Source organism: Arsenicicoccus dermatophilus, assembly GCF_046267915.1.
Classification (GTDB): domain Bacteria; phylum Actinomycetota; class Actinomycetes; order Actinomycetales; family Dermatophilaceae; genus Arsenicicoccus; species Arsenicicoccus dermatophilus_A.
This window is the reverse complement of the sequence record NZ_CP176520.1, coordinates 268,444-289,572: the sequence shown is the minus strand read 5'-3', so window position 1 is coordinate 289,572 and position 21,129 is coordinate 268,444. Positions and strand designations below refer to the sequence as shown.

Annotated in this window: 22 protein-coding genes; 10 read left to right on the top strand and 12 right to left on the bottom strand. The window is 72.9% G+C overall.

Going from position 1 to position 21,129, the window contains the following annotated elements; all coding sequences use genetic code 11:
• Window positions 1–97: 97 nt before the first annotated feature.
• The gene (locus ACK2IS_RS01700) at window positions 98–796 is read left to right on the top strand and encodes a class I SAM-dependent methyltransferase (protein ID WP_409484442.1); all 699 of its coding nucleotides are present in this window, start codon (window positions 98–100) and stop codon (window positions 794–796) included.
• A 109-nt stretch (window positions 797–905) separates the two neighbouring features.
• Here ACK2IS_RS01700 and ACK2IS_RS01695 read toward each other — a convergent pair whose 3' ends face one another.
• From ACK2IS_RS01695 to hisC, 5 genes are all read right to left on the bottom strand, one after another.
• Window positions 906–2,423: a dihydrolipoamide acetyltransferase family protein gene (locus tag ACK2IS_RS01695; protein WP_409484441.1), complete on the bottom strand. Its 1,518-nt coding sequence runs from the start codon at window positions 2,421–2,423 to the stop codon at window positions 906–908.
• A gap of 21 nt (window positions 2,424–2,444) precedes the next feature.
• Complete coding sequence (locus ACK2IS_RS01690; protein ID WP_409484440.1) at window positions 2,445–3,425, bottom strand: alpha-ketoacid dehydrogenase subunit beta; 981 nt, start codon at window positions 3,423–3,425, stop codon at window positions 2,445–2,447.
• A 6-nt stretch (window positions 3,426–3,431) separates the two neighbouring features.
• The gene (gene pdhA / locus ACK2IS_RS01685) at window positions 3,432–4,571 is read right to left on the bottom strand and encodes a pyruvate dehydrogenase (acetyl-transferring) E1 component subunit alpha (RefSeq protein WP_409484439.1); all 1,140 of its coding nucleotides are present in this window, start codon (window positions 4,569–4,571) and stop codon (window positions 3,432–3,434) included.
• Window positions 4,572–4,855: 284 nt separating this feature from the next.
• Entirely contained in the window at window positions 4,856–5,938 is a 1,083-nt protein-coding gene (locus tag ACK2IS_RS01680; protein ID WP_409484438.1) for a hypothetical protein, read from the bottom strand.
• 92 nt (window positions 5,939–6,030) lie between these two features.
• On the bottom strand, window positions 6,031–7,158 hold the full coding sequence (hisC, locus tag ACK2IS_RS01675; protein WP_409484437.1) for a histidinol-phosphate transaminase: 1,128 nt from the start codon (window positions 7,156–7,158) through the stop codon (window positions 6,031–6,033).
• A gap of 57 nt (window positions 7,159–7,215) precedes the next feature.
• Between hisC and ACK2IS_RS01670 the strand changes: the two genes are divergently transcribed.
• Window positions 7,216–7,608, top strand: a complete 393-nt coding sequence (locus ACK2IS_RS01670; protein WP_409484436.1) for a phage holin family protein — start codon at window positions 7,216–7,218, stop codon at window positions 7,606–7,608.
• A gap of 2 nt (window positions 7,609–7,610) precedes the next feature.
• On the opposite strand, the gene ACK2IS_RS01665 is transcribed toward ACK2IS_RS01670, so the two are convergent.
• The 4 genes from ACK2IS_RS01665 to ACK2IS_RS01650 are packed head-to-tail and all read right to left on the bottom strand — an operon-like array spanning window position 7,611 to window position 10,747.
• The gene (locus ACK2IS_RS01665) at window positions 7,611–8,372 is read right to left on the bottom strand and encodes an NUDIX domain-containing protein (RefSeq protein ID WP_409484435.1); all 762 of its coding nucleotides are present in this window, start codon (window positions 8,370–8,372) and stop codon (window positions 7,611–7,613) included.
• Window positions 8,369–9,430, bottom strand: a complete 1,062-nt coding sequence (locus tag ACK2IS_RS01660) for an alpha/beta hydrolase (RefSeq protein ID WP_409484434.1) — start codon at window positions 9,428–9,430, stop codon at window positions 8,369–8,371. The genes ACK2IS_RS01665 and ACK2IS_RS01660 overlap by 4 nt, the downstream gene beginning before the upstream one ends.
• A 7-nt stretch (window positions 9,431–9,437) precedes the next feature.
• Complete coding sequence (locus tag ACK2IS_RS01655) at window positions 9,438–10,499, bottom strand: EamA family transporter (RefSeq protein ID WP_409484433.1); 1,062 nt, start codon at window positions 10,497–10,499, stop codon at window positions 9,438–9,440.
• Entirely contained in the window at window positions 10,496–10,747 is a 252-nt protein-coding gene (locus tag ACK2IS_RS01650) for a hypothetical protein (protein ID WP_409484432.1), read from the bottom strand. The genes ACK2IS_RS01655 and ACK2IS_RS01650 overlap by 4 nt, the downstream gene beginning before the upstream one ends.
• 115 nt (window positions 10,748–10,862) lie before the next feature.
• Here ACK2IS_RS01650 and ACK2IS_RS01645 point away from each other — a divergent pair, with 115 nt between their 5' ends.
• Window positions 10,863–11,399 carry a CGNR zinc finger domain-containing protein gene (locus ACK2IS_RS01645; RefSeq protein WP_409484431.1) on the top strand — a complete coding sequence of 179 codons (537 nt, stop codon included), beginning with the start codon at window positions 10,863–10,865 and terminating at the stop codon, window positions 11,397–11,399.
• A 33-nt stretch (window positions 11,400–11,432) separates the two neighbouring features.
• Complete coding sequence (locus ACK2IS_RS01640) at window positions 11,433–11,774, top strand: hypothetical protein (RefSeq protein WP_409484430.1); 342 nt, start codon at window positions 11,433–11,435, stop codon at window positions 11,772–11,774.
• A 604-nt stretch (window positions 11,775–12,378) separates the two neighbouring features.
• Here ACK2IS_RS01640 and ACK2IS_RS01635 read toward each other — a convergent pair.
• Complete coding sequence (locus ACK2IS_RS01635) at window positions 12,379–13,200, bottom strand: hypothetical protein (RefSeq protein WP_409484429.1); 822 nt, start codon at window positions 13,198–13,200, stop codon at window positions 12,379–12,381.
• Between the two features lie 62 nt (window positions 13,201–13,262).
• Between ACK2IS_RS01635 and ACK2IS_RS01630 the strand changes: the two genes are divergently transcribed.
• From ACK2IS_RS01630 to ACK2IS_RS01620, 3 genes are read left to right on the top strand one after another with little or no spacing between them, the layout of a single operon-like run.
• The gene (locus tag ACK2IS_RS01630) at window positions 13,263–13,529 is read left to right on the top strand and encodes a hypothetical protein (protein WP_409484428.1); all 267 of its coding nucleotides are present in this window, start codon (window positions 13,263–13,265) and stop codon (window positions 13,527–13,529) included.
• Between the two features lie 33 nt (window positions 13,530–13,562).
• Window positions 13,563–14,240, top strand: a complete 678-nt coding sequence (locus tag ACK2IS_RS01625; protein WP_409484427.1) for a class I SAM-dependent methyltransferase — start codon at window positions 13,563–13,565, stop codon at window positions 14,238–14,240.
• Between the two features lie 58 nt (window positions 14,241–14,298).
• Window positions 14,299–14,685 carry a DUF2500 domain-containing protein gene (locus tag ACK2IS_RS01620; RefSeq protein WP_409484426.1) on the top strand — a complete coding sequence of 129 codons (387 nt, stop codon included), beginning with the start codon at window positions 14,299–14,301 and terminating at the stop codon, window positions 14,683–14,685.
• 159 nt (window positions 14,686–14,844) lie between these two features.
• Here ACK2IS_RS01620 and ACK2IS_RS01615 read toward each other — a convergent pair whose 3' ends face one another.
• A complete protein-coding gene (locus ACK2IS_RS01615) occupies window positions 14,845–16,920 on the bottom strand; it encodes a prolyl oligopeptidase family serine peptidase (RefSeq protein WP_409484425.1) in 2,076 nt (691 codons plus the stop codon).
• A 150-nt stretch (window positions 16,921–17,070) separates the two neighbouring features.
• Here ACK2IS_RS01615 and ACK2IS_RS01610 point away from each other — a divergent pair, with 150 nt between their 5' ends.
• The 3 genes from ACK2IS_RS01610 (at window position 17,071) to ACK2IS_RS01600 (ending at window position 19,230) form a co-directional block, all read left to right on the top strand.
• A complete protein-coding gene (locus ACK2IS_RS01610; RefSeq protein ID WP_409484424.1) occupies window positions 17,071–17,604 on the top strand; it encodes a hypothetical protein in 534 nt (177 codons plus the stop codon).
• Between the two features lie 109 nt (window positions 17,605–17,713).
• Window positions 17,714–18,034, top strand: coding sequence for a DUF2853 family protein (locus ACK2IS_RS01605; protein ID WP_409484423.1), 321 nt, complete (start codon window positions 17,714–17,716; stop codon window positions 18,032–18,034).
• 152 nt (window positions 18,035–18,186) lie between these two features.
• Entirely contained in the window at window positions 18,187–19,230 is a 1,044-nt protein-coding gene (locus ACK2IS_RS01600; RefSeq protein ID WP_409484422.1) for a zinc-binding dehydrogenase, read from the top strand.
• A 184-nt stretch (window positions 19,231–19,414) separates the two neighbouring features.
• On the opposite strand, the gene paaN is transcribed toward ACK2IS_RS01600, so the two are convergent.
• Window positions 19,415–21,124, bottom strand: a complete 1,710-nt coding sequence (gene paaN / locus ACK2IS_RS01595) for a phenylacetic acid degradation protein PaaN (protein WP_409484421.1) — start codon at window positions 21,122–21,124, stop codon at window positions 19,415–19,417.
• Window positions 21,125–21,129 lie beyond the last annotated feature (5 nt).

The following is a 21,129-nucleotide window of genomic DNA, read 5'->3' as shown; positions in this document are numbered from 1 at the left end:
CGGCAGGTGCCGATCGTGACACCCGCCGGGCCGGGCCGTCGGCATACCCCCGGTCGATCCTGGGTGGGCCCCGGTGGCGCGGGATAGGTTGGCCGTCATGAGCGACGACAGCACGACTGCCCGGACCCGCTGGGCCGAGCTGGTCGGGGACGACGGCGGCGCGGACTACGAGCGCCGGATCCGTGAGTCCCTCGGTCAGATGGCCGACCGCGGCGAGAACCCGCACGGCGAGGCCGACCTGGTCCTCTCCCTGCTTCCCGAGGGTGGTCGCGTCCTCGACGCGGGCTGCGGGACCGGGCGGGTCGCCCTGCGCCTGGCCGCGCTGGGCGTCCCCGTCGTCGGGGTCGACGCCGACCTGTCCATGCTGCGCGTGGCGGCCGAGCAGGACCCGCGGATCCCCTTCTGGCTCAGCGACCTCGCCGACCTGGACCTGCCGCAGGGCATCGTCGGCGCGGGATTCGACATGGTGCTGATGGCGGGCAACGTGGTCCCGCTGCTCGCCCCCGGCACCCTGGAGCAGGTCATGCACCACCTCGCCGGTGTCCTGCGGCCGGGCGGCGTGCTCGTCGCGGGCTTCGGCCTGGACCGGGACCACCTGCCCGGGGCCTTCGAGCCCACCTCGCTGGCCGACTACGACCGGGCGTGCGCGGCCGCCGGGCTCACGCCGAGCGAGCGATATGCCACCTGGCAGCGGGACACGTTCACCGGCGAGGGCTATGCCGTGAGCGTGCACCGGCACGCGCCGGCTCCGGCACCGAGCGTCACCTCGCGGCTGCGCGGCCTGCTGCGCCGCTGAGCGCGGCGCCAGGGGCCCGTCGTCCCTGCGAGGGCGTCGCCGTGGGCACGGACAGGCGGGGCCGGTGCACCAGCACCGGCCCCGCCTGCGTCATACCCGTGAGAGAGCCTCAGCCCCAGACCAGCCCGCGGGACGGGTCCTCGAGCACCTTGGCGATGTCCGACAGGAACTTCGACCCCAGCTCGCCGTCGATCAGGCGGTGGTCGAAGGACAGCGCCAGGCGGGTGATCCACCGCGGCTCGATCGTCTCGGTGCCGTGGACGCCCTTGACCACCCACGGCTCGCGGCGCACCGCACCGAAGCACAGGATCGCGGCCTCGCCGGGGTTGATGATCGGGGTGCCGCTGTCGACGCCGAAGACGCCGACGTTGGTGATGGTGATCGTGCCCTGCGACATGTCGGCCGGCTGGGTCTTGCCGGACCGGGCCGTCTCGACGAGCTGCCCCATGGCCTGGGCCAGCTCGAGCATCGTCATCCGGTCGGCGTCCTTGATGTTGGGGACGATCAGACCGCGCGGGGTGGCCGCGGCGATGCCGAGGTTGACGTAGTGCTTGTGCACGATCTCCTGGGCCTGCTCGTCCCAGGTGGCGTTGACACCAGGGTTGCGACGGCAGGCGACCATCAGGGCCTTGGCGACGACGAGCAGCGGGGAGACACGCACGTCCTTGAACTCGCGGTCGGCCTTCAGCCGGTCGACGAGCGCCATGGTCTCGGTGACGTCGACGGTGATGAACTCCGTGACGTGGGGGGCCGTGAACGCCGAGCCGACCATCGCCTGGGCCGTCATCTTGCGGACACCCTTGATCGGGATGCGGGTCTCGCGCTCACCGGTCCGGCCGTATGCCGGGGACGGCGCCGCGGCCGCCGCAGGGGTGCCCTGGCCCTCGGCCCCGCCGTGCCCGCCCGAGAGGTAGGCGTCCACGTCGGCCCGGCTGATGATGCCGGTGTCGGCGGACGGCCGCACCTGGGTGAGGTCGACGCCCTTGTCCTTGGCGTACTTGCGCACCGGAGGCTTGGCCAGGACCTTGCCGCCGCCCTGGGGCGCGACCGGCTCGGCCGGCGCGTCCGCCACGTCGATGTCCACGCCGGAGGGGTCGACGACCGTGGGCTGGCTCATCTCGGTGACCGCCGCGACCTGGGCGTGGCCGCCCCAGGACTCGGGGTTCTTGGTCTCCTCGGGCGTCGGCAGCGGACCGTGCTGGTGCTTGCGCGGGCGGCGCTTGGCGTCGGTGACCTTGGGACCGTAGCCGACGAGCACGGCGATGCGCTCCTCCTTGGCACCCTCGGGCGCGGCGCCGCCGGCCCCGGAGGCCTCCGCGAGCTGCTGCTGCGCGGTGGCGGCGGAGGCGTCCTGCGGGACGGCCGCGGCGTCGTCCGGGCCGCCCTGGCCGTCGTCGATCGCCACGATCGGGGTGCCTACGTCCACGGTCTCGCCCTCGGGCGCAAGGATCTGGGCGACGGTGCCCGCCCACGGGATGGGCAGCTCGACGAGCGACTTGGCGGTCTCGATCTCGACGACGATGTCGTTGACCTTGACCTCGTCGCCCTCCTTGACCTTCCAGGTGACGATCTCGGCCTCGAGCAGGCCCTCACCCGGGTCCGGGAGGTTGAACTTCTTGATGGCCATGTGAATTCAGCTCCTCTCGGGTCAGTGGGACCGGACGCGGTCGACGCCGTCGAGCACGCGGTCCAGGTCGGGCAGGAAGTGCTCCTCGTACTTCGACGGCGGGTAGGGCAGGTAGTAGCCCGTCACCCGCTGCACCGGAGCCTCGAGGTGGTAGAAGCAGCGCTCCTGGACCTGGGCGGCGATCTCGGCACCCAGGCCGAGGAAGCCCACGGCCTCGTGCACGACGACGAGCCGGCCGGTCTTGCGGACCGAGTCGCAGATCGTGTCGATGTCCAGGGGGCTGGTGCCGCGCAGGTCGATGACCTCCAGCGAGATGCCCTCCTCGGCGGCCGCGGCGGCGGCCTGGATGCAGGTCTTGACCATCGGGCCGTAGCACGCCACGGTCACGTCGGTGCCGGGCACGATCACGTTGGCCTCGAAGAGCCCTCGCGGGGCCTCGGGGGCCTCGAGGTCGACCTCGCCCTTCTCGTGGTAGCGCCGCTTGGGCTCGTAGAAGATGACCGGGTCGTCCGAGGCGATGGCCTGCTGGATGCCCCAGTAGGCGTCCTCGGGGTTGGAGACGAAGACGGTGCGCAGGCCCGAGGTGTGGGCGAAGTAGGCCTCGTTGGACTCCGAGTGGTGCTCGACCGCGCCGATGCCGCCACCCATGGGGATCCGGATGACCATGGGCAGCCGCAGCTTGCCGCGCGAGCGGTAGTGCATCTTGGAGACCTGGCTGATGATCTGGTCGAAGGCGGGGTAGACGAAGCCGTCGAACTGGATCTCGGCCACGGGACGGTATCCGCGCAGGGCCAGCCCCACGCTGGTGCCGACGATGCCCGACTCCGCGAGGGCCGAGTCCATGACCCGGTGCTCGCCGAAGTCCTTCTGCAGGTGCTCGGTGATGCGGAAGACGCCGCCGAGCTTGCCGATGTCCTCGCCGCACAGGACGACCTTGGGGTCGCGCTCCATGGCGGCCCGCAGGCCGGCGTTGATGGCCTTGGCGATGGTGATCTTGGTCATGGGTGATCAGTCCTCGAAGCTCGCGGCGTAGGCAGCGAACTCCTGGCGCTGCTCCTCGACCAGGGGGAAGTCGTCGACGTAGAGGTGGTCGAACATGCCGTGCGGGTCCGGGTCGGTCATGCCGACCGTGCCGGCGCGGACCTCCTCGGCCAGCGCGTCGGCCTCGGCGTCGATCGCGTCGAAGAACACCTGGTCGGCGGCTCCGGTGCGGGTGAGGTAGGCGCGCAGGCGCTGGATCGGGTCGCGGTGCTTCCAGACCTCGACCTCGGCGTCCACGCGGTACTTCGTCGGGTCGTCGGACGTGGTGTGGGCCGACATGCGGTAGGTGTAGGCCTCGATGAAGGAGGGCCCCTGGCCGTCGCGGGCGCGGTCGAGCATCGCCTTGGAGACGGCGTAGGACGCCAGGACGTCGTTGCCGTCGACGCGGACGCCGGGGAATCCGAAGCCGTTGGCGCGCTGGTAGAGCGGGCCGCGGGTCTGCCGCTCGTTGGGCTCGGAGATGGCCCACTGGTTGTTCTGGCAGAAGAACACGATCGGCGCGTTGTTGACGCCGGCGAAGACGAAGGACTCGTTGACGTCGCCCTGCGCGGTCGCCCCGTCGCCGAAGAACGCGACCACCGCGGCGTCCCGGTCCGGGTCGCCGGTGCCCACGTCGCCGTCGAGGGTGATGCCCATGGCGTAGCCGGTGCCCATGAGCACCTGGTTGCCGATGACGATGGTGTAGAGGTGCATGCCCACCTCGGCCGGGTCCCAGCCACCGTGGTCGACGCCGCGGAACTGCGACATCACCTGCAGGGGCTTGACGCCCCGGCACCAGCCCACGCCGTGCTCGCGGTAGCCGGGGAAGGCGTGGTCCTGCTTGCGCATCGCGCGGCCGACCCCGATCTGGGCGGCCTCCTGGCCGAGCAGCGAGACCCACAGGCCGAGCTGGCCCTGGCGCTGGAGCGCGGTGCCCTCGGTGTCCACGCGGCGGATGAGCACCATGTCGCGGTAGAACCCGCGCAGGTCCTCGTCGGTCAGGTGCTCCAGGTAGCGGGAGTACTCCGGGTGATCGATGCGCTCGCCCTCGGGCGTGAGCAGCTGGATCATCTCCGGCCCGCCATACGCACCACCGCCGGACGGCGGGGCGACGACGATGTCGCTCATGTCAGATCTCCTTCGATCCGTCGTGACGTGCAGGGTCGCTGCTCGTCACGGCTCGGGCCACGCGGGGCAGGGTCACCACCCAGGCGGGACGGGTGCGGGTCGCGCACGGACGTCCCGCCGCTCGATCGTGGCGGTCGACGCGCCCTGGTGGACGCTTGGGGCCTAGCGAGGTGCAGCGTACCCGCCGGGTGGGGGCATGTCTGCAGGCACCGTCCCCTCAGCCTTCGGGCAGGAGCGTGACCTGCGCGTATGACGGTTCGCGTCGCCGCGGGCCAAGGGCCGGGTCAGCGGGTCGGGGTGTCCGCGGCGGTGACGGCCGCCCGGACGGGCTCGGGGCGGGCCAGGGCGGTGCGGGTGGTGGAGGTGCGGGCCCCGTCGGCGACCGACCGGGGCGGGGAGACCCTCGGGTCGGGGTCGGCGGTGTTGGGGCGAGGCGTGGCCGGCGGAGGCGCGGGCCGGGGCGCCGGGCTGGCCGTGGTCGCCCTCGGCGCGGGGCTGGAGGTCCGGGGTGCGGACGGCGGGTCCGCGGGGGCGGTGGGTGACGGGGGGACACCCGGGCCGGTGGGACCGGGCGGCGCGCTCGGGCCGGCGCTCGCCCCGGCCGCGGTCCCGGACGAGCCGGGCTGCGGGGAGGACTGGGCCGATCCGTCCGAGGCCGGGGCGCCGCTCTCGGTCGTGGCCGGGTCGGACGTCTGGTCGGTGGCCGTGCCGTGGGGCGCGCGGGCGTCTGTGCCGGAGCCGGCCGGGGCCGACGACCCGCCATGGGCGACCGGCCCGCCGACCGCGAGGGTCTGCCCCGCGTCGGCGGGGGCCTTGACCGCGGGGGTGACCATCGTGAGCGTGGGGATGCCGGAGGGGTCCGCGGGCACCCCGGCGCCGGCCTGGGCGATGGCCTCGACCAGCTCGGTGCCGTCGACCCCCAGCAGCGGCCCGGCGACCTGGAGGACGGGCGCCGCGGCGCGCATCAGCAGCAGCTGGCGCTCGGCGGGCGCGACGACGGTCTGCTCCAGCACCTGACCGCGGGGGGCGGCCAGGAGGATGGCGGGCAGACCCAGGTCGACCTTGTCGCGCAGGCCCGGCTCGGGCCGGACCGGCAGCTGGGTCAGGATCGGCTGCCGGGCGAACCGCACACCGCCGCGTCCGGTCGCGGTGGCGCTGACGGGCGCCATGCCGCCCTCGAGGACCGCGGCGGATTCCGAGACCAGGCCCGCGGTGCGGGTGGGACCGGGGTCGGCGGACGGGACGGAGCACACGCTCAGGCAGGTCAGGGCGGCGGTGCTGAGGACGCCGAGCGCCGCGAGCGCGAGGGTCGGCCGCCATCCCGACCCCCCGCCGCTCGGGTCGCCCCGGCCCGGAGGCACCGTCATCCTCATGCCTCCATGGTCGGTCACGGGTGGGTCACCAACAAGTGACGCGAGGACAAACCGCCCTGCCTGACTAGTCAGGCGACCGAGGCCCCTCAGGGCTGCAGCAGCTCTCGCAGCCCGGCGGTGACCTCCAGCAGCCGGGTGCTGGCCTCGTCCTCGCCGATGGTCACGCGCACCCCGTCGTCGCCGTACTGCCGCACCACCAGGCCGGCGTCCCGACAGGCGTCGGCGAAGGCGGTGCAGTGCTCGCCCAGGGGGAAGTAGACGAAGTTGGCCTGGGTCTCGGGCAGTCGCCAGCCCTGCTCGGCCAGGCCTGTGGTGACCCGGTCACGCTCCGCGACCAGGGCCGCCACGCGCTCGGCGAGCTCGTCGTACAGCCCCAGGGAGGCGACGGCCGCGTCCTCGGCGATCGTGCTGACGCCGAAGGGGATGGCCGTCTTGCGCAGGGCGGCGGCGATCTCCGCCGGGGCCACGGCGTAGCCGACGCGCAGGCCGGCCAGTCCGTAGGCCTTGGAGAAGGTCCGCAGCACCGCGACGTTGTCGTGCGCGCGGTAGACCTCGAGCGCGTCGGGGGTCTGCGGGTCCCGCACGAACTCCAGGTAGGCCTCGTCCAGGACCACGAGGACGTCCCTGGGCACCCTCGCGAGGAAGGCGTCGAGCTCCTCGCGGTGGACGACGGTGCCGGTGGGGTTGTTGGGCGAGCACACGATGACCAGACGGGTCCTGTCGGTGATGGCGGCGGCCATGGCGTCCAGGTCGTGCCGCTGGTCCGCGGTGAGCGGCACCTGCACCGAGACCGCGCCGGCGAGGGCCACCGCGATCGGGTAGAGCTCGAAGGACCGCCAGGCGTAGACCACCTCGTCGCCCGCATCGCAGGTGGCGTTGATCAGCTGGGACAGCACGGCCGACGACCCGGTGCCGGTGGCGATGTGGTCGTGGGGGACGCCCAGGAAGTCCGCGAGCGCCTGGGTCAGCTCGGTCACGGCCATGTCGGGATAACGGTTGACCTGCCCGGCCGCCTCGTGGATGACCTCGACGACGCCGGGCAGCGGCGGGTAGGGGTTCTCGTTGCTGGAGACCTTGTAGGTCTGCAGCCCCTCGACGGCGGGTGCCGGCTTGCCCGGGACGTAGGCGGGCACCCGTCCGAGAGCCTCGCGCAGGCGGACGGTGAGCGCGACCGGGGTGTCGGGGATGCTGGTGGCGTCGTCGGCAGCAGTCATGGCGACAGCCTATGCGGCTGCGGGCGGGTCGCCTCTCGACGTGGCACAGTGATGACCGTGAAGCACTTCGCGATCAAGACGCTCGTCAACGGCGCCGCGCTGTGGGTGGCCGCGCTCGTCGTCTCCGGCATACACCTGGGGGAGGACAAGCCCGCCCTCGCCACCCGGCTGATGTCGATCCTGCTGGTCGCCGTGGTCTTCGGACTGGTCAACGCCGTGATCAAGCCGATCATCAAGCTGCTCAGCATGCCGGCGATCATCGTCACGCTGGGGTTGTTCACCTGGATCGTGAACGCCCTGATGCTGCAGCTGACCTCGTGGCTCGCGGGCTCGCTGGGCCTGGACTTCCGGGTGGAGCACTTCTTCTGGGACGCGGTGCTGGGCGCGCTCGTGGTGGCCTTCGTGTCGCTGCTGCTCGACATCCTGCTGCCGGACGCCGACGAGCTCTGACCTCAGGTCCTCCTCGGCCTGCCGTCCACGAGGTAGGTCGTGCCGCTGCGCGGCTCCCGTGCGCCCAGGTGGGTCAGGAGCGCCTGGACGTAGGGCGCGGTGCGGGCGGCGATCTCATCGGGCCCGGCCCAGTGCACGGCGCGGATCTCCTGCGGCTGCAGGACCATCGCCTCGACGATGGCCGGGTCGTGGACGCCGGTGTCGAAGACGAACAGCGTCGCGTCGGCCCACCCGAGGTAGGGCGGCAGCCACGCGACGGTCGCGAGGTCCCCCACGGGCAGGGTAAGTCCGAGCTCCTCCTCGATCTCGCGCTCGACGGTCCGCGAGGGTGGCTCGCCGGGGTCGACCACCCCGCCGGGCAGGTCCCAGTCGCGCTTGTAGGTCGTCTCGCACAGCAGCACCCGCCCGGCCGGGTCGCGCACCAGGCCCTGGGCGATGTTGCGCTTGAGCGGGAGCGTGGTGTTGAGGACCGCCGAGAAGCCGTCGCGCGAGTCGGGGGCGGGGTCGCCGGCGAGGCGGGCCATCAGCGCGAGGTCGCCGCCGTCGGGAGCTGCCCCGCGCAGCAGCCCCTCCAGGCGCAGGCCCGCGCGGGCCGCTGCGCGGCGGGCGGCGGGATCGCCCGCGGGGATGCGGGCCTCGACGCGGCGCCACCCCTCGGCGAGGGCCGTCTCGACAGCGGCGCGCAGGATCGCCGGGTCTGCTCCCCCGTCGACGACCTGCACCACCCCGGGCGCGATCTCGTCGATCCGCAGGCGACCGGTCACGACGGCAGCCCCAGCTGGCCGCGGACGGTCTCGCACAGCTCGACCAGCAGGTCCCGGCTCGCGGGCGAGATCCCCATGGCGCTCAGGTCGCCGTGGATGCCGCCCTCGTCGAGCCGGACGGTGACGGGCACGTCCGCGTCCTGGAGCGCCGCGGCATACGCCAGGCCCTCGTCGCGCAGCACCGAGAACCCGGGCACCAGGACGTAGGCGGGCGGCAGCCCCCCGAAGTGGCGGGCGAGCAGCGGCGAGGCGTCGGGCTCGACGGCCCGCTCCGGCTCGCGCAGGTAGTGGCGCAGGTACCAGTCCATCGTGGCCTCGGTGAGCAGGTAGCCGCGCGAGAACTGCTCGTAGGAGCGGGTCTTGCGGCTGAGGTCCACGACCGGGCTGATCAGCACCTGCAGGTCGGGGCCACCACGCTCGTCCTCGACGGTGCGGTGGCTGACAACGGCCGCGAGGGTGGCACCGGCGTCGTCCCCCATGACGGCCACCCGCGCGCGCGGCCCGGCCAGCTCCTCCCGGTGGTCGCGGACCCAGCGGAACGCCGCGATCGCGTCCTCGACCGCGCAGGGGTAGGGGTCCTCCGGCGCCAGCCGGTAGGCGACGGAGACGACCGGGCAGCCGACGTAGCGCGCGACGAAACGGCACACCGGGTCGACGCTCTCCAACGACCCGGCCACGAAGCCACCCCCGTGGAACATCGTGACCACCGCGCCCTTGGGCTCCCCGGGCCGGGGGTCGTAGATCCGGGCGTCGAGCGGACCCGCCGGCCCCGGGATCGTGGTGTCGCGCACCATCGCGACGTAGGGCCGGTGCCCGAACATCCAGGCCTCGGTCTCGACCTCGTCACGCCACTGCACCGGCGTCAGCTCGGTCGCGTCGTCTCCCGGCGCGATGGCCAGCAGCCGCAGGACGAGCTGGACGTCCGGCCGCAGGGTGCGCCCGTCGACCCGGTGCGGTCGGCCCGCCATGAGTCGTCGCAGCGGGTCGGGCAGGTGCACCAGGCCGCGCACCAGCATCCGCGTGGCGCGCAGGGTCAGCGGAGGGCGGTGGGAGGACACGAGGCCATCATGCCCGCGACTCGCCGATCTTCACGGTCGCGACACCGGCCAGGATCAGCGCACCACCGGCCAGCTGCCCCGGACCGGGGAGCTCGCCGAGCAGCACCCAGGCGAAGGCGATCGCGAAGACCACCTCGGTGAGCCCCACGAACGACGCCACCGTCGAGCCCAGGCGACGGGTCGCGGCGACCCCGAAGCCGTAGGCCACGGCGGCCGCGATCAGGGCGACCCCCGCGACGGCGGCCCACCACGGGACCGCGTGGCCGGCGAGGACGGCGTCGGCCGTGGAGGCGGCCATCGGGACCAGGCCGAGCAGACCCGCCAGACCCAGCACCAGGCCGCCGACCGTCATACCGCCGGCTGCCAGCGCGATCGGGGGCAGACCCTCGGTGTCGCGCGCGGCGAGCAGGAAGTAGGCCGCGTTGCAGCACGCGGCGGCCAGACCCCAGGCCAGGCCGACCGGGTCGATGCCGATCCCGCCGAAGAGGTCGATGACCAGGGCGAGGCCCAGCATCGAGAAGGTCGCGCCCGCGAGCGTCGCCGGGCTCGGCATGGTGCGCGAGCGCGCCCAGACGTAGCCGACGATCAGGACGGGGGCGAGGTACTCCAGCAGGAGGGCGACGCCGACCGACAGGTGCGTGACCGCGTTGAAGTAGAACAGCTGGCTGCCCGCCACCGCGACGGCGCCGTAGCCGAGGACGACCTTCCAGTGGCGCAGGAAGGGCCGCAGGTCGCCCCGCAGCACCCACAGGGCAGGTATGGCGAGCGCCAGCGCCGCCCCGGCGATGCGGGCGGTGACGGCTGCGCCGGGGGTCCACCCGCTGCCGAGCAGCGCCTTGGCGAAGGACCCGCTCGTGGCGAAGGCCGCCGCGGAGACCAGGGCGAGGACCAGGCCGGTGCGCGATCCGGCGCGGCCGGTGGCCTCGGTGTCGTCGACGTGGGGCAGGGGGCAGACCTCGACCTCACGCAGGTCGAGGTCGCCCTGACCCGACGGCGCCGGCTCGAGGAGTGCCTCGGCCGGCGCGGACGGGGTGCGGACGCTCGTGGCGCCGGTGCCGACGGGGCTCATCCGATGCGCTCCAGCCGGTGCAGGACCACGGGCAGCTCGGGGTGGGCCACCATGTCGTGCAGGTTGCCGCTCACCCGGGTGCGCCCGCCGCCCGCCGCCCGGACCTGGGCCTGGATCTGCTGACGCGCCTCGAGGTGGCGCAGGGCGGCCGGTGTGGTGGCGCGGCCCGAAGGCATCGCGCTCGCGACCCACGAGCGAAGGGCCTGGGCCTTGGAGGTGGTGTGGGTGGCGGCGGTCATGGTGGTCATGAGGGCTCTCCTCTCGGTGGTTCAGGGCACCGCTGTCGTGACGCACGACAGCGGGCGTCATCAGCAAAGTGGGGTTACGCTGATGACACTACGACCTTCTCCGTAAGGAGTCAAGATGACTTTTGCCCATGACACCCGCGAGGGTCTTCTGTCGACCGCCGCGCTCGTCAACACCGGCGTGGCCCCGGCGACGCTGAGCACGACCGAGGACCTGGACGCCTTCGTCGAGCGGTTCGGCTACACCGGGCGGCGCACCCACGACCAGGCCGAGCTCAAGAAGGTCGTCGCCCTGCGCACGGAGCTGCACCGCCTGTGGGAGCTCGACGAGGAGGGGACGGTGGAGCTGGTCAACTCGCTGCTCTCCCGCTACCAGGCGCAGCCCCGGCTGGTGCGCCACGAGGGCTGGTGGGACTGGCACCTGCACGCCACCTCCCAGGACGCCCCCCTCGCGGACCGCATGGCCGTGGAGGCCGCCATGTCCATGGTCGACGTGATCCGCTCCGGCGAGCTCGACCGGCTGCGCATCTGCGAGGCCGAGGACTGCGACGGCGTGATCGTCGACCTGTCCAAGAACCGCTCCCGGCGCTACTGCGAGCGCGGCTGCGGCAACCGTATGGCGGTGCAGGCCTACCGCGAGCGCCGCCGCACCTGATCCACTGTCGACCGTGAGACGAGAGGCCTTGGCGTGACCGGCTCCCGCCCTGCCCGCTGGGTGATCTCCTGCAGCGACACTCCTCCCGGGTGGCTGCTCCACGTCGTCGTCGCGACGCTGCTCACCTGCGCACCGCTGTGGCATCCCACCGGGTGGCAGGCCTGGGTCGCCGCCGCGGTCGGCAGCGCCGCTCTCGCCTCCGCGTTCGCGTTCCGCCACCGCCTGGAGGACGCCGACGCCTGGCGCACCGGGGAACCCGTCGCGGTCCGCCCCTGGCAGTACGCCTGGATCCAGCTCCACAAGGCGCCGTTCCTCGTCATCATGCTCGGCGGCCTCGCTCTGCGGACCTGTCAGCACCTGACCCACTGGCGCTGACCGGGTTCTGTGGGCCGGCGCCCGTGGCGGCGGTGGTCCGCGGACGCAGTGGCCGATGGCGAGTCATCTCGGCACGCGGCACGGCGGTCACGTCAGACCGTACGCACGTCGGCAAGGTCCTCCACGCCGGCGAAGTCCGCGGGGTTGCGGGTGTGCAGCACCGCGCTCCGCCCCCGCGATCGGGTCGGTCACCGGGGCTCCAAGGATCGACGACGAGGTCATCGATCAGCTTGCGGTCTGCCATCCACCGAGAGTCCCCCGGGCCTCGGAACAGCCCGCCGAGGTCCCCCCAGCAGCGCCACGCAGCTGGCCGAGCTGCCACCAGCCGAGCGCCGGGGCGTCCAGCCACCGTGATGGTGATCTCCTCCCCGCCTCGACGCGACGCACCAGGCTGGAGGCATCCTGCCTGAAGTCCCGCAAGCCGACCGTTGTCATGCATCCACCGTAGGACCTGTGCTACACGGGCTCTCCTGCGGCAACGGGCACCCTCGCCCGGGTGGTGGCGAGCGCGCGGACCAGCGCGGCAGGGGTGACGGCGGCGTGGTCACCCCTGCCGAGAAACGCCGCCGCCCGTCAGCGCTGATCCGCGTGCCGACGTCCGGCGCTAGGAGGTCTCGGGTTCACTCCCAGCCACGGAGCCGTCGGCCGGGGTGGTGAGGGTGGCGGCGAAGCTGGAGGTGAGGTCGAGATCGTCCGTGAAGTCACCGTTCAGGTTCTTCACGAAGGTGTCGGCAAGGCGACCGCCCATCGGCCGGAAGGTCACATACGTCAACCCTCCGGACAGCGCGCCTCCGACGATGGGGACGGCCTTGGTGATGGTCTTCTCGACAGTCTTCCTGGTGACCTGCTGGCCGATCATGGCCCCGACCTTCTTGGTGACCGGATACCACGCCGTCTTGGTGAGGGCTTGTGACGCGACCTTCTTGCCCAGAGTGGCACCGGCAGCCTTGGACGTCTGGGACAGCAGGGCGGCCGCCCCCGCGGCACCGAACATGGCTCCGAGATAGGCGATGACCCGGACCTGGGCGTCCTCGGACAGGTCGCTTCCCCCGTCGAAGAGGTCGTCCTCGCCGAAGAGATACGCGAGCTGCTGGGCGAGGACCAGGGCGAAGCCGAAGTACTGGGCGACATCGGCTCCGCCGGCCGCCACCATGGCCACCGGATTGCCGGGAATCCCGCTCGCGAAGGACACCAAGGAGGTCCGCGCGGTGCTGGCGCGGATGAGGCGGTCGGCCTGACGACGGAGGGACTCGGCCGTGAACACGACCTCGGGCCCTTGCGTCAGGATCACGTCGAGATGAGGTGAACCCGCGAACTGCTTGCGCAGGAAGTCCTCGCGATCGACGCGCACCATGGGCAGCTTGGCGACCGCTCCGATGGTCTGCATCGCGGTGTCGTACAACTTGTCCTGCGTGGTGTCCCCCACAGAGCAGCACGGTAGCGAGATGCAGCCCTGGCCGGACCCGAGTGTCGGAATCACCACTCGGGTTGACGACTGGGGCGGGCCCGCACGACCAAAAGGACCCGCCGGAGGAGGACCACGGGCCGGACTGGGCGGCGGTGCGGGAGCTGGAGTCCGGGCAGTACACCTATGAAGCGGGACCCATGCGGTGGGAACGGGCGCGCTTCCTCGGCATACCTGGGCGCGTGGGCCGTCAGTGCTCCGACGAGGTCACGCACGACGTCACCTGGCTGCCCGAGCCTGAGGCGTCCGCCACGTGGGCGCGACTCAGGCTCGGCGACGGGGACTTCTGACGGCCGGGGCGCGATGGGTGCCAGGGTGGCGGTATGACGATCCGGAACCTCGCGCAGTCCTTGTGGGGCGGGCGAGCCGCCCGGGCGATGGACGACCTCAACGCGCGGCACCCGTGGAGCCACAACGACGCCTTCCACCCGTGGATCCTCACGCGGCTCCCCGAGCGGCGGCGCCTCGCCGTGGACGTGGGCTGCGGGCGCGGCGAGCTGCTCGCCCAGCTGGCGAGTGCCTTCGAGCGGGTGCACGGCACCGACCGGGACGCCGAGATGCGAGCGGCCGCCTCCGCCCGCTGCGCGGGGCTCCCCCACGTCACCGTCGACGACACCACCGTGGCCGACCTGCCCGCGGGCGCCGACCTGATCACCATGATCGCGGTCCTGCACCACCTGGACCTGGAGCCCGCTCTGACCGTGGTCCGCGAGAAGCTCGCGCCCGGCGGGCGATTCCTGTGCGTCGGCCTCGCCCGGGCGGTGTCGCCGGGCGAGCAGGCCTGGGACCTCGCGTCCATGGTCACCAACCCGCTGATCGGTCTGGTCCGGCACCCGTGGGTCGCCACCGAGCCGCACGACCGAGCGCCCTTCCCGGTGGCCGACCCGCAGCTGAGCCTGGGTGAGATCAAGGTCGGCGTGGCCCGCGTGCTGCCCGGTGCGCGGGTGCGCCGGCAGCTCGGTTTCCGCCATACGATCGAGTGGACCAAGCCCCAGGCCTGACCCTGGGTGGACGCCGTGCCGACAGGCCATTCGTGCGGGCTCGGTCTAGGTTCGAGCCATGACCGACCCCACGGACCTCGGCGGCGGATTCGCCTCGATCTTCGCCGTCGTGCCTGTGCTGGTGCTCCTCGGCTTCGTCGTCGTGGTGGGCAGCATCGTCTACCGGGCGGTGCGGTATGCCGCGGCCACGCCGCAGACCGAGCGGGCCGTCTGCGTCGCCAAGCGGCTGCGGGTCTCCGGTGGCGGCAGCGTCGGTGACGTGCGCAGCCGAGCGAGCACGAGCTACTTCGCGACCTTCGACCTGGCGGACGGGCGGCGGCTGGAGCTGCAGGTGCCCGAGCGCGACTACGGGCTCCTGGCCGAGGGCGACCGCGGCACCCTGACCTGGCGTGACGTGGTGTTCACGAGCCTGATGCGGGAGCCCGGGCCGCCGCCGAGGGCATGACGGCAGGACCCCGCCCGGGCCTACGCCCTCGACCTGCCCCGGGAGGCGCCCGCTGCGACCCCTCTCCGCCAGGCACTCGCCAGGAAGGTCCGCCGGCGGTCGCCGAAGACGCCGGCCCTGGCCCACCGGGCGATGAGCGTCACCCAGCCCGGGTGAGGGTCAGGAGACGTCCAGGCCGGTGTGGGCGGCTGCGAAGGCGAGCAGGTCGGCGCCCTCGGCCGCCACCACCGCGGGTGGCCGGTCCGCCAGGTTGTGCCCCGTCGACCGCTCGACCCGCAGCAGCACCGGTGCGTCCCCGGCCTGGGCGTGCTGCAGCGCGGCCGCGAACTTGAAGGAGTGCGCGGGCACCACGCGGTCGTCGTGGTCGCTGGTGGCGATCAGGGTGGCGGGATAGCGGGTGCCGGGGCGGACGTTGTGCAGCGGGCTCCACGCGAGCAGCCGGGCCAGGTCGCCCGGGTCCTGCGGGTCGCCGTAGTCGCTGATCCAGGCCGCGCCGATGGTGAACCGCGGGAACCGCACCGCGTCCAGCACCCCCACGTGCGGCAGGGCGGCGGCGAACAGGTCCGGGCGCTGGGTGAGCACGGCGCCGGTGAGCAGCCCGCCGTTGCTCTTGCCGTGCAGGGCGAGCTGCGCGGGGGTCGTGGCGCCGGTGGCGACCAGGTGCTCGGCCACGGCGATCGCGTCGTCGAAGGTGTGCTGCTTGTGCTCGCGCCGACCCTGGTCGTACCACTCGGCCCCGAACTCCCCGCCGCCGCGCAGGTTGGCGATGGCGACGGACCCTCCGGCGGCGAGCCAGGCGGGCCAGGTGGCACGGTGGTCCGCGAGGATCGGTATGGCGAAACCGCCGTAGCCATACAGGATCGTGGGGCTGGGCGCGTCGGTCGCCACGCCCGCCGGCCGCACGAGGAAGTAGGGCACGGCGGTCCCGTCGGCGCTGGTGGCCCGGTGCCGCTCGACGGCGAAGCCCGGTGGCGTCCAGTCGCTCTCGGGCCGCGGCAAGGCGGTGACCGCTCCGGTGACCGCGTCGACGCGGTGGCTCGCCTCCTGCTCGACGACCGTGCTCGTCCCCACGAAGACCTCCGAGGAGGTGGACCGCGCCTCGAGGGCCACGACCGCTCCGCCCGGCAGGTCCAGGTCGCCGAGCAGATCGCCCTCCGTGGTCACCCGGGAGATCACCGGGGTGGCGTCGACCAGCCGCTCCACGAGCAGGATCTCGCCGGCGGACACCACCTGGCTGATCGCGTCGGCCCCCTCGGGCACGATCTCGCGGCGGCCGCCCGCCGGGTCCACGGCGACCACCCGGCCACGGGGCGCCCCGTCGTCGGTGAGGAAGATCAGCTCCCCGCCCACCGACCCGACGTAGGTCCACGCGGCGTCGGCCTGGGGCACGAGCTCGACGCGGTCCCCGACCCGGCTCCACCCGTCCTCCAGCGTCAGCGGATACAGCCAGACCCGGCCGCGGCGCTCGGTCCCCCGGTGGAGGTGCACCACCAGCCAGGCGTCGTCGTCGCTCACCACCGGCCAGGGCGAGGCGTCGGGCTCGTCCTCGAATCCCACGATCTCCCAGTCCTGCCCACCGACCTGGTGCACCCACAGGTGTCGGGCCCCCACCCGCGCCGACGACGTCCCGTCCGCCACGACCGGCTCGGCGAACCCGTTGTAGAGGTGGCTGCGCCCGTCCGGCAGCCACGTCGGGGAGCTGAACTTCGTGGTGGTGACGTGGTCCTCGACCGGGGTGCCCGACTCGTCGACCACCTGCACGTGGGTCCAGTCCGACCCCGACTCCGAGCGACCCACCGCGAACCACCGGCCCCCAGGCGCCACGGTGAGGCAGGCCAGGGACACCGTGCCGTCGTCGCTCCAGGCGTTGGGGTCGACGAGGACCCTTCCGCCGGCGAGCAGCTCGTCGAGGGAGTCGGCGACGTGCACCACCTCCTGGCGCTGGTCGCCGCAGCGGGTGGTGCGCAGGTAGCGCCCCTTGCTCACCCACGGCGTGGACACCCGCGGGCGCGTCGCGATCGCGGTCATCAGCTCCAGGAACCGCTCGCGACCGGGCAGCGCGGCCAGCTGCTCCTCGGCATACGCCGCCTGGGCCGCCACCCACTCCTGGGTCTGCGGGCTCCTCTCGTCCTCGAGCCAGCGATAGGGGTCGGGGACGCGGTGGCCGTGCAGCTCCTCCACCAGGTCATCGCGTCGCGTGGGCGGGCAGGGCAGGGGATGCGCGAGAGTCCGCATCCACCAAGGCTAGTCGCCGACGGTGCGCGAGTACGCCGAGCGAGACGTCACCTCCCCGCAAAGCCTTGCGTGCCACCTCTCCCCCTGGCGTAACGTCTGCCCTGTGTCGTCGGGAGCGGCGGCGCGCCAACACGTCTCGGGGGTCTCGCCATGCTTGTCCGCACCATCACCGCCCTGGCCGCCGCAGCGGCCCTGATCGTCCCGTCGGCCACGGCTGCCCAGGCCGCCGCTCCCACCGCCCACCAGGCCTCGGTGAGCGTGGTCGCCAAGGCCAGGCCCGGGCACAAGGCCACCGGGCACAAGGCCACCAGGCGCAAGCCGAAGGCTCGGGTGCGCACGATCACCTACCGCGGCAGCGGCGTCCGCGTGCACGACGTCCGCCAGGTCGGTCGGCTGCGCGGCACCTCTGCCTCCTTCCAGGACTTCGTCGTCCGCGAGGCCGCCCGCCAGCGCACCGAGGTCCAGAAGGGCTGCGACGTCTCGCTCTACGTCAAGAGCTACCGCACCGACGGCTTCGCGACCGGCGACGTCTTCGCCCCCGGCTGCGGCGGCCACGTGTCCCTGTGGGCCAAGAAGGGCGGCGCGTGGGGCGAGGTCTGGGGCGGCCATTCCGTCCCCACCTGCAAGGCGCTGTCCCGCGCGGCCGGCCGCACCGTCCCCCGCGGCATCCTCTCCTGCCGCTGACCGCCTCCTGACCAGGGCCTGAGAGCCGGACGGTCCCCGGCTCGGGGGCGGGCCCTGCCTGCGTAGGCTGAAATCACCACGACAAGCCCATCTCTCGAAGGAAAGCACCATGAGCGACCCGCACCAGAGCGTCCTGGCCTACGCCCCGCACGCCGACAAGGACGTGCTGGACAAGGTGGTCTCGACCTACCGCCTGGTCCTGAGCAACCGCGACGCCGTCAACGTGTCGGCGAGCGACCCGGCCGAGGTCGAGACGGTCCGCGAGAGCTTCCTGAAGAAGAAGCTCGGTCTGACCCAGAGCGACGCCGAGCTCGACCAGGCCGTCAGGGACGTCCTGGCCCAGATGAAGGACGCAAAGGCCAACCCGCGTCTGGCCGTCTACTACCTGCTGGCCGAGAAGTTCGGCAAGCTGGACGTCTTCACGGACTGAACATCCGCTCGCGAGGCCCCCGCCACCCACGGCGGGGGCCTCGTGCCGTCCTGGCCCCGGCTGGTGAGCCCTGTCCCGCCGCCACGCCGCGGCTGGCAGGCGCCACCTGCGAGGAGTAGAACGGCATCGGACCATCGTCGAAGGAGAGCCAGATGACCGAGACCATGCTCGCCGAGCGCTTCCATGCCGACACCGGGGAGGTCGGGCTCGAGCAGGTGCCCGTCCCGCAGCCCGGACCCGGCCAGGTGCGGATCAAGGTGGCCTTCTGCGGGATCTGCCACTCCGACCTGTCCCTGATCGACGGCACCTTCCCGGCACCCCTGCCCGTCGTCACCCAGGGCCACGAGGTCAGCGGGTGGATCGACGAGCTCGGCCCGGGCGTGCAGGGCTGGGCGGTCGGCGACCCGGTGATCCCCTCGGCGGGACGCGCCTGCCTGGCCTGCCGCAACTGCCGCCGCGGCAACTTCGCGGACTGCCTCGACCTGCGGCTCATGGCCTTCCACTTCGACGGCGGCTGGGCCGAGCACCTGATCGCCCCCGCGACCGGGCTGACCCGAGTGCCCGAGGGCGTGCCCATGGACCAGGCCGCGATCCTCGCCGACGCGGTGTCGACACCCTTCGCCGCGGTCGTGCGCACCGCACAGGTGCACCTCGGCAACGCCGTGGGCGTGTGGGGCCTCGGCGGCGTCGGCACCCACCTGCTCCAGCTCGCCAAGCTCGCCGGCGCGGTGCCGCTCATCGCCGTCGACGTCGACGACGCGGCCCTGGAGCGGGCGCGGCGGCTGGGCGCCGACCACGCCTTCCGCGCCGACGACCCGGACCTGCAGGCCAAGATCACCGACGCCACCGGGGGCCGGATGATCGACGTGGCCTTCGACGCGGTCGGCATCACGAGCGTCGCCGAGCAGGCCGTGCGCACCCTCGACGTCGGCGGCAAGCTCGTCACGGTCGGCATGAGCGGCCAGGAGGTGCGGGTGGGCACCTTCGCCGAGCTGGCGATGCGGCGCAAGCAGGTCCTGGGTCACCTCGGCTACCAGGTCCAGGACATCGCGATCCTGTCCGAGCTGGTCGCCCACGGGCGCCTCGACCTGTCCGGCTCCATCTCCGCGGTCGTGCCGCTGGCCGAGATCCACCGGGGCATCCAGATGCTGCAGGAGCGCACCGGCAACCCCATCCGGATCCTCGTCCAGCCCTGAGTCGCGGGTGGCCCCTGCCCGACGTCCGGCCCCGGGCCGTATGCCGGAAGGCGCCCCGCACCGTCGCGGTGCGGGGCGCCGTGCCGGATGGCCGACGGGCGCGCGGCCGGCGGGCCCGTGCGGGTCTGTCCCCCGGCATACCGCCCGAAGGATCAGACCTCCCGCAGTTCGGCTGCGCCTCAGGTCAGACGTGACGGCGGCTGGTGATCACCCGGAACCGGTTGGCCACGAAGGCCGAGTCCGTGTAGGCCGCGTTGGCCGCCGGGTTGGCGCCGGTGCCGTGCAGGTCCGAGAAGGCCGTCGTCTGGTTGACGAAGACCTGACCGAGGAGGTTCTCCGAGAGCGCGACGCCACCGTCGGCGGCGGCCTCACGGGCCTGCTCGAGCACGTCCTCGCTGGTAGAGTAGACCGATGCGGTCATCGCGCCGTGCTCCTTGACGGTGTCGGCGAGCTGGGCCAGGGACTGCTCGGTCGACTCGGTGGCGATGAGGAAGGACACCGGGCCGAAACGCTCCTCGGTGTAGACGTCCTCGTGGCGCACGTCGACCGCGACGATGCCGGGGGCGTAGACCACGGCGTCCGGGAAGGCCGGGTGGGTGATCTTGCGCGGCTCGAGCACGACGCGGCCCTCGCCCTCGGCCGCGATCTCGCCGATCGAGGCGATGTTGGCGCGGACCTGGTCGTTGACCGTGGTGCCGAGGATCTCGACGGCCTTGGCGTCGTCGCCGGTGAACCGGGAGACGGCGGTCGCGAGCTTGTCGGCGAGCTCGTCGAAGCTCAGGTGACCCTCGTCGGTGTCGATGCCGTCCTTGGGGGCGTAGATGTTCTGCGGGGCGGTGCACATCTGCCCGGAGTACAGCGACAGCGAGAACGCGAGGTTGCCGAGCATCGGCTTCAGCGCGTCGGTGGAGTCCAGGACGATCGTATTGACGCCGGCCTTCTCGGTGTAGACGAGCTTGCCCGCCGCGACCGCCTCGGTCTCCAGCCAGGCGCCGAAGCCGGGGCCGCCGGTGTAGTCGATGATCGCGACCTCGTCACGCAGCGCGATGTCCTTGGCCAGGGTGCCGCCGTCGTGGTCGGGGGCGAGCTGGACGAGCGCCTTGTCGAAGCCCGCCTCGGCGAGCACCTCGCGGCACACGGCCACCGTGATGGCGAGCGGCAGGATCGCCCGCGGGTGCGGCTTGACGACCACGGCGTTGCCGGTCACCAGCGAGGCGAACATGCCCGGGTAGCCGTTCCACGTCGGGAAGGTGTTGCAGCCGATGACCAGGCCGACGCCGCGGCCGATCACCTTGTAGTCCTTCTGCATCCGGATCGGGTCGCCCTTGGCGGGCTTCTCCCAGGTCACGGACGCGGGGATGCGCTCCATCTCGGCCAGGCCGGCGACGATCGCCTCGAGGGCGCGGTCCTGCGCCTCGGGCCCGCCCGCCTGGAAGCTCATCACGAACGGCTGTCCGCTCGTGTGCATCACGGCGTTGGCGACCTCGAAGGACCGCTTGTTGAGCCGCTCGAGCATCTCGACGCAGACCGCGGCGCGCACGCGCGGGCCGGCGTCGCGCCAGGCGCGCATCGCGTCCTTGGCGGCGGGCAGGGCCACGTCCAGGTCGAGGACGGGGTAGGTGACGCCGAGCGTCGGGCCGTACGGCGAGACCTCGTCGCCCACGCGCTCGCCCGTGCCCGGCTGGTCGTCCAGGGCCGTGAACGCGCCGCCCAGGTGGGCGTCATACGCCTGCTTGCCCGCCTCCGCGGAGCCCTCGCCGTAGACCCTCGGGCTCGGCGAGCCGGGGTAGCGGGAGTAGAAGCTGCGCGTGCGCAGCGCCTCGCTCGCCTCCTCGATCGTGGCCGCGTGGGCGTCGAGGAAGGGGTGGCCGGGCGTCGATGCCGTAGTAGTCACGCGCC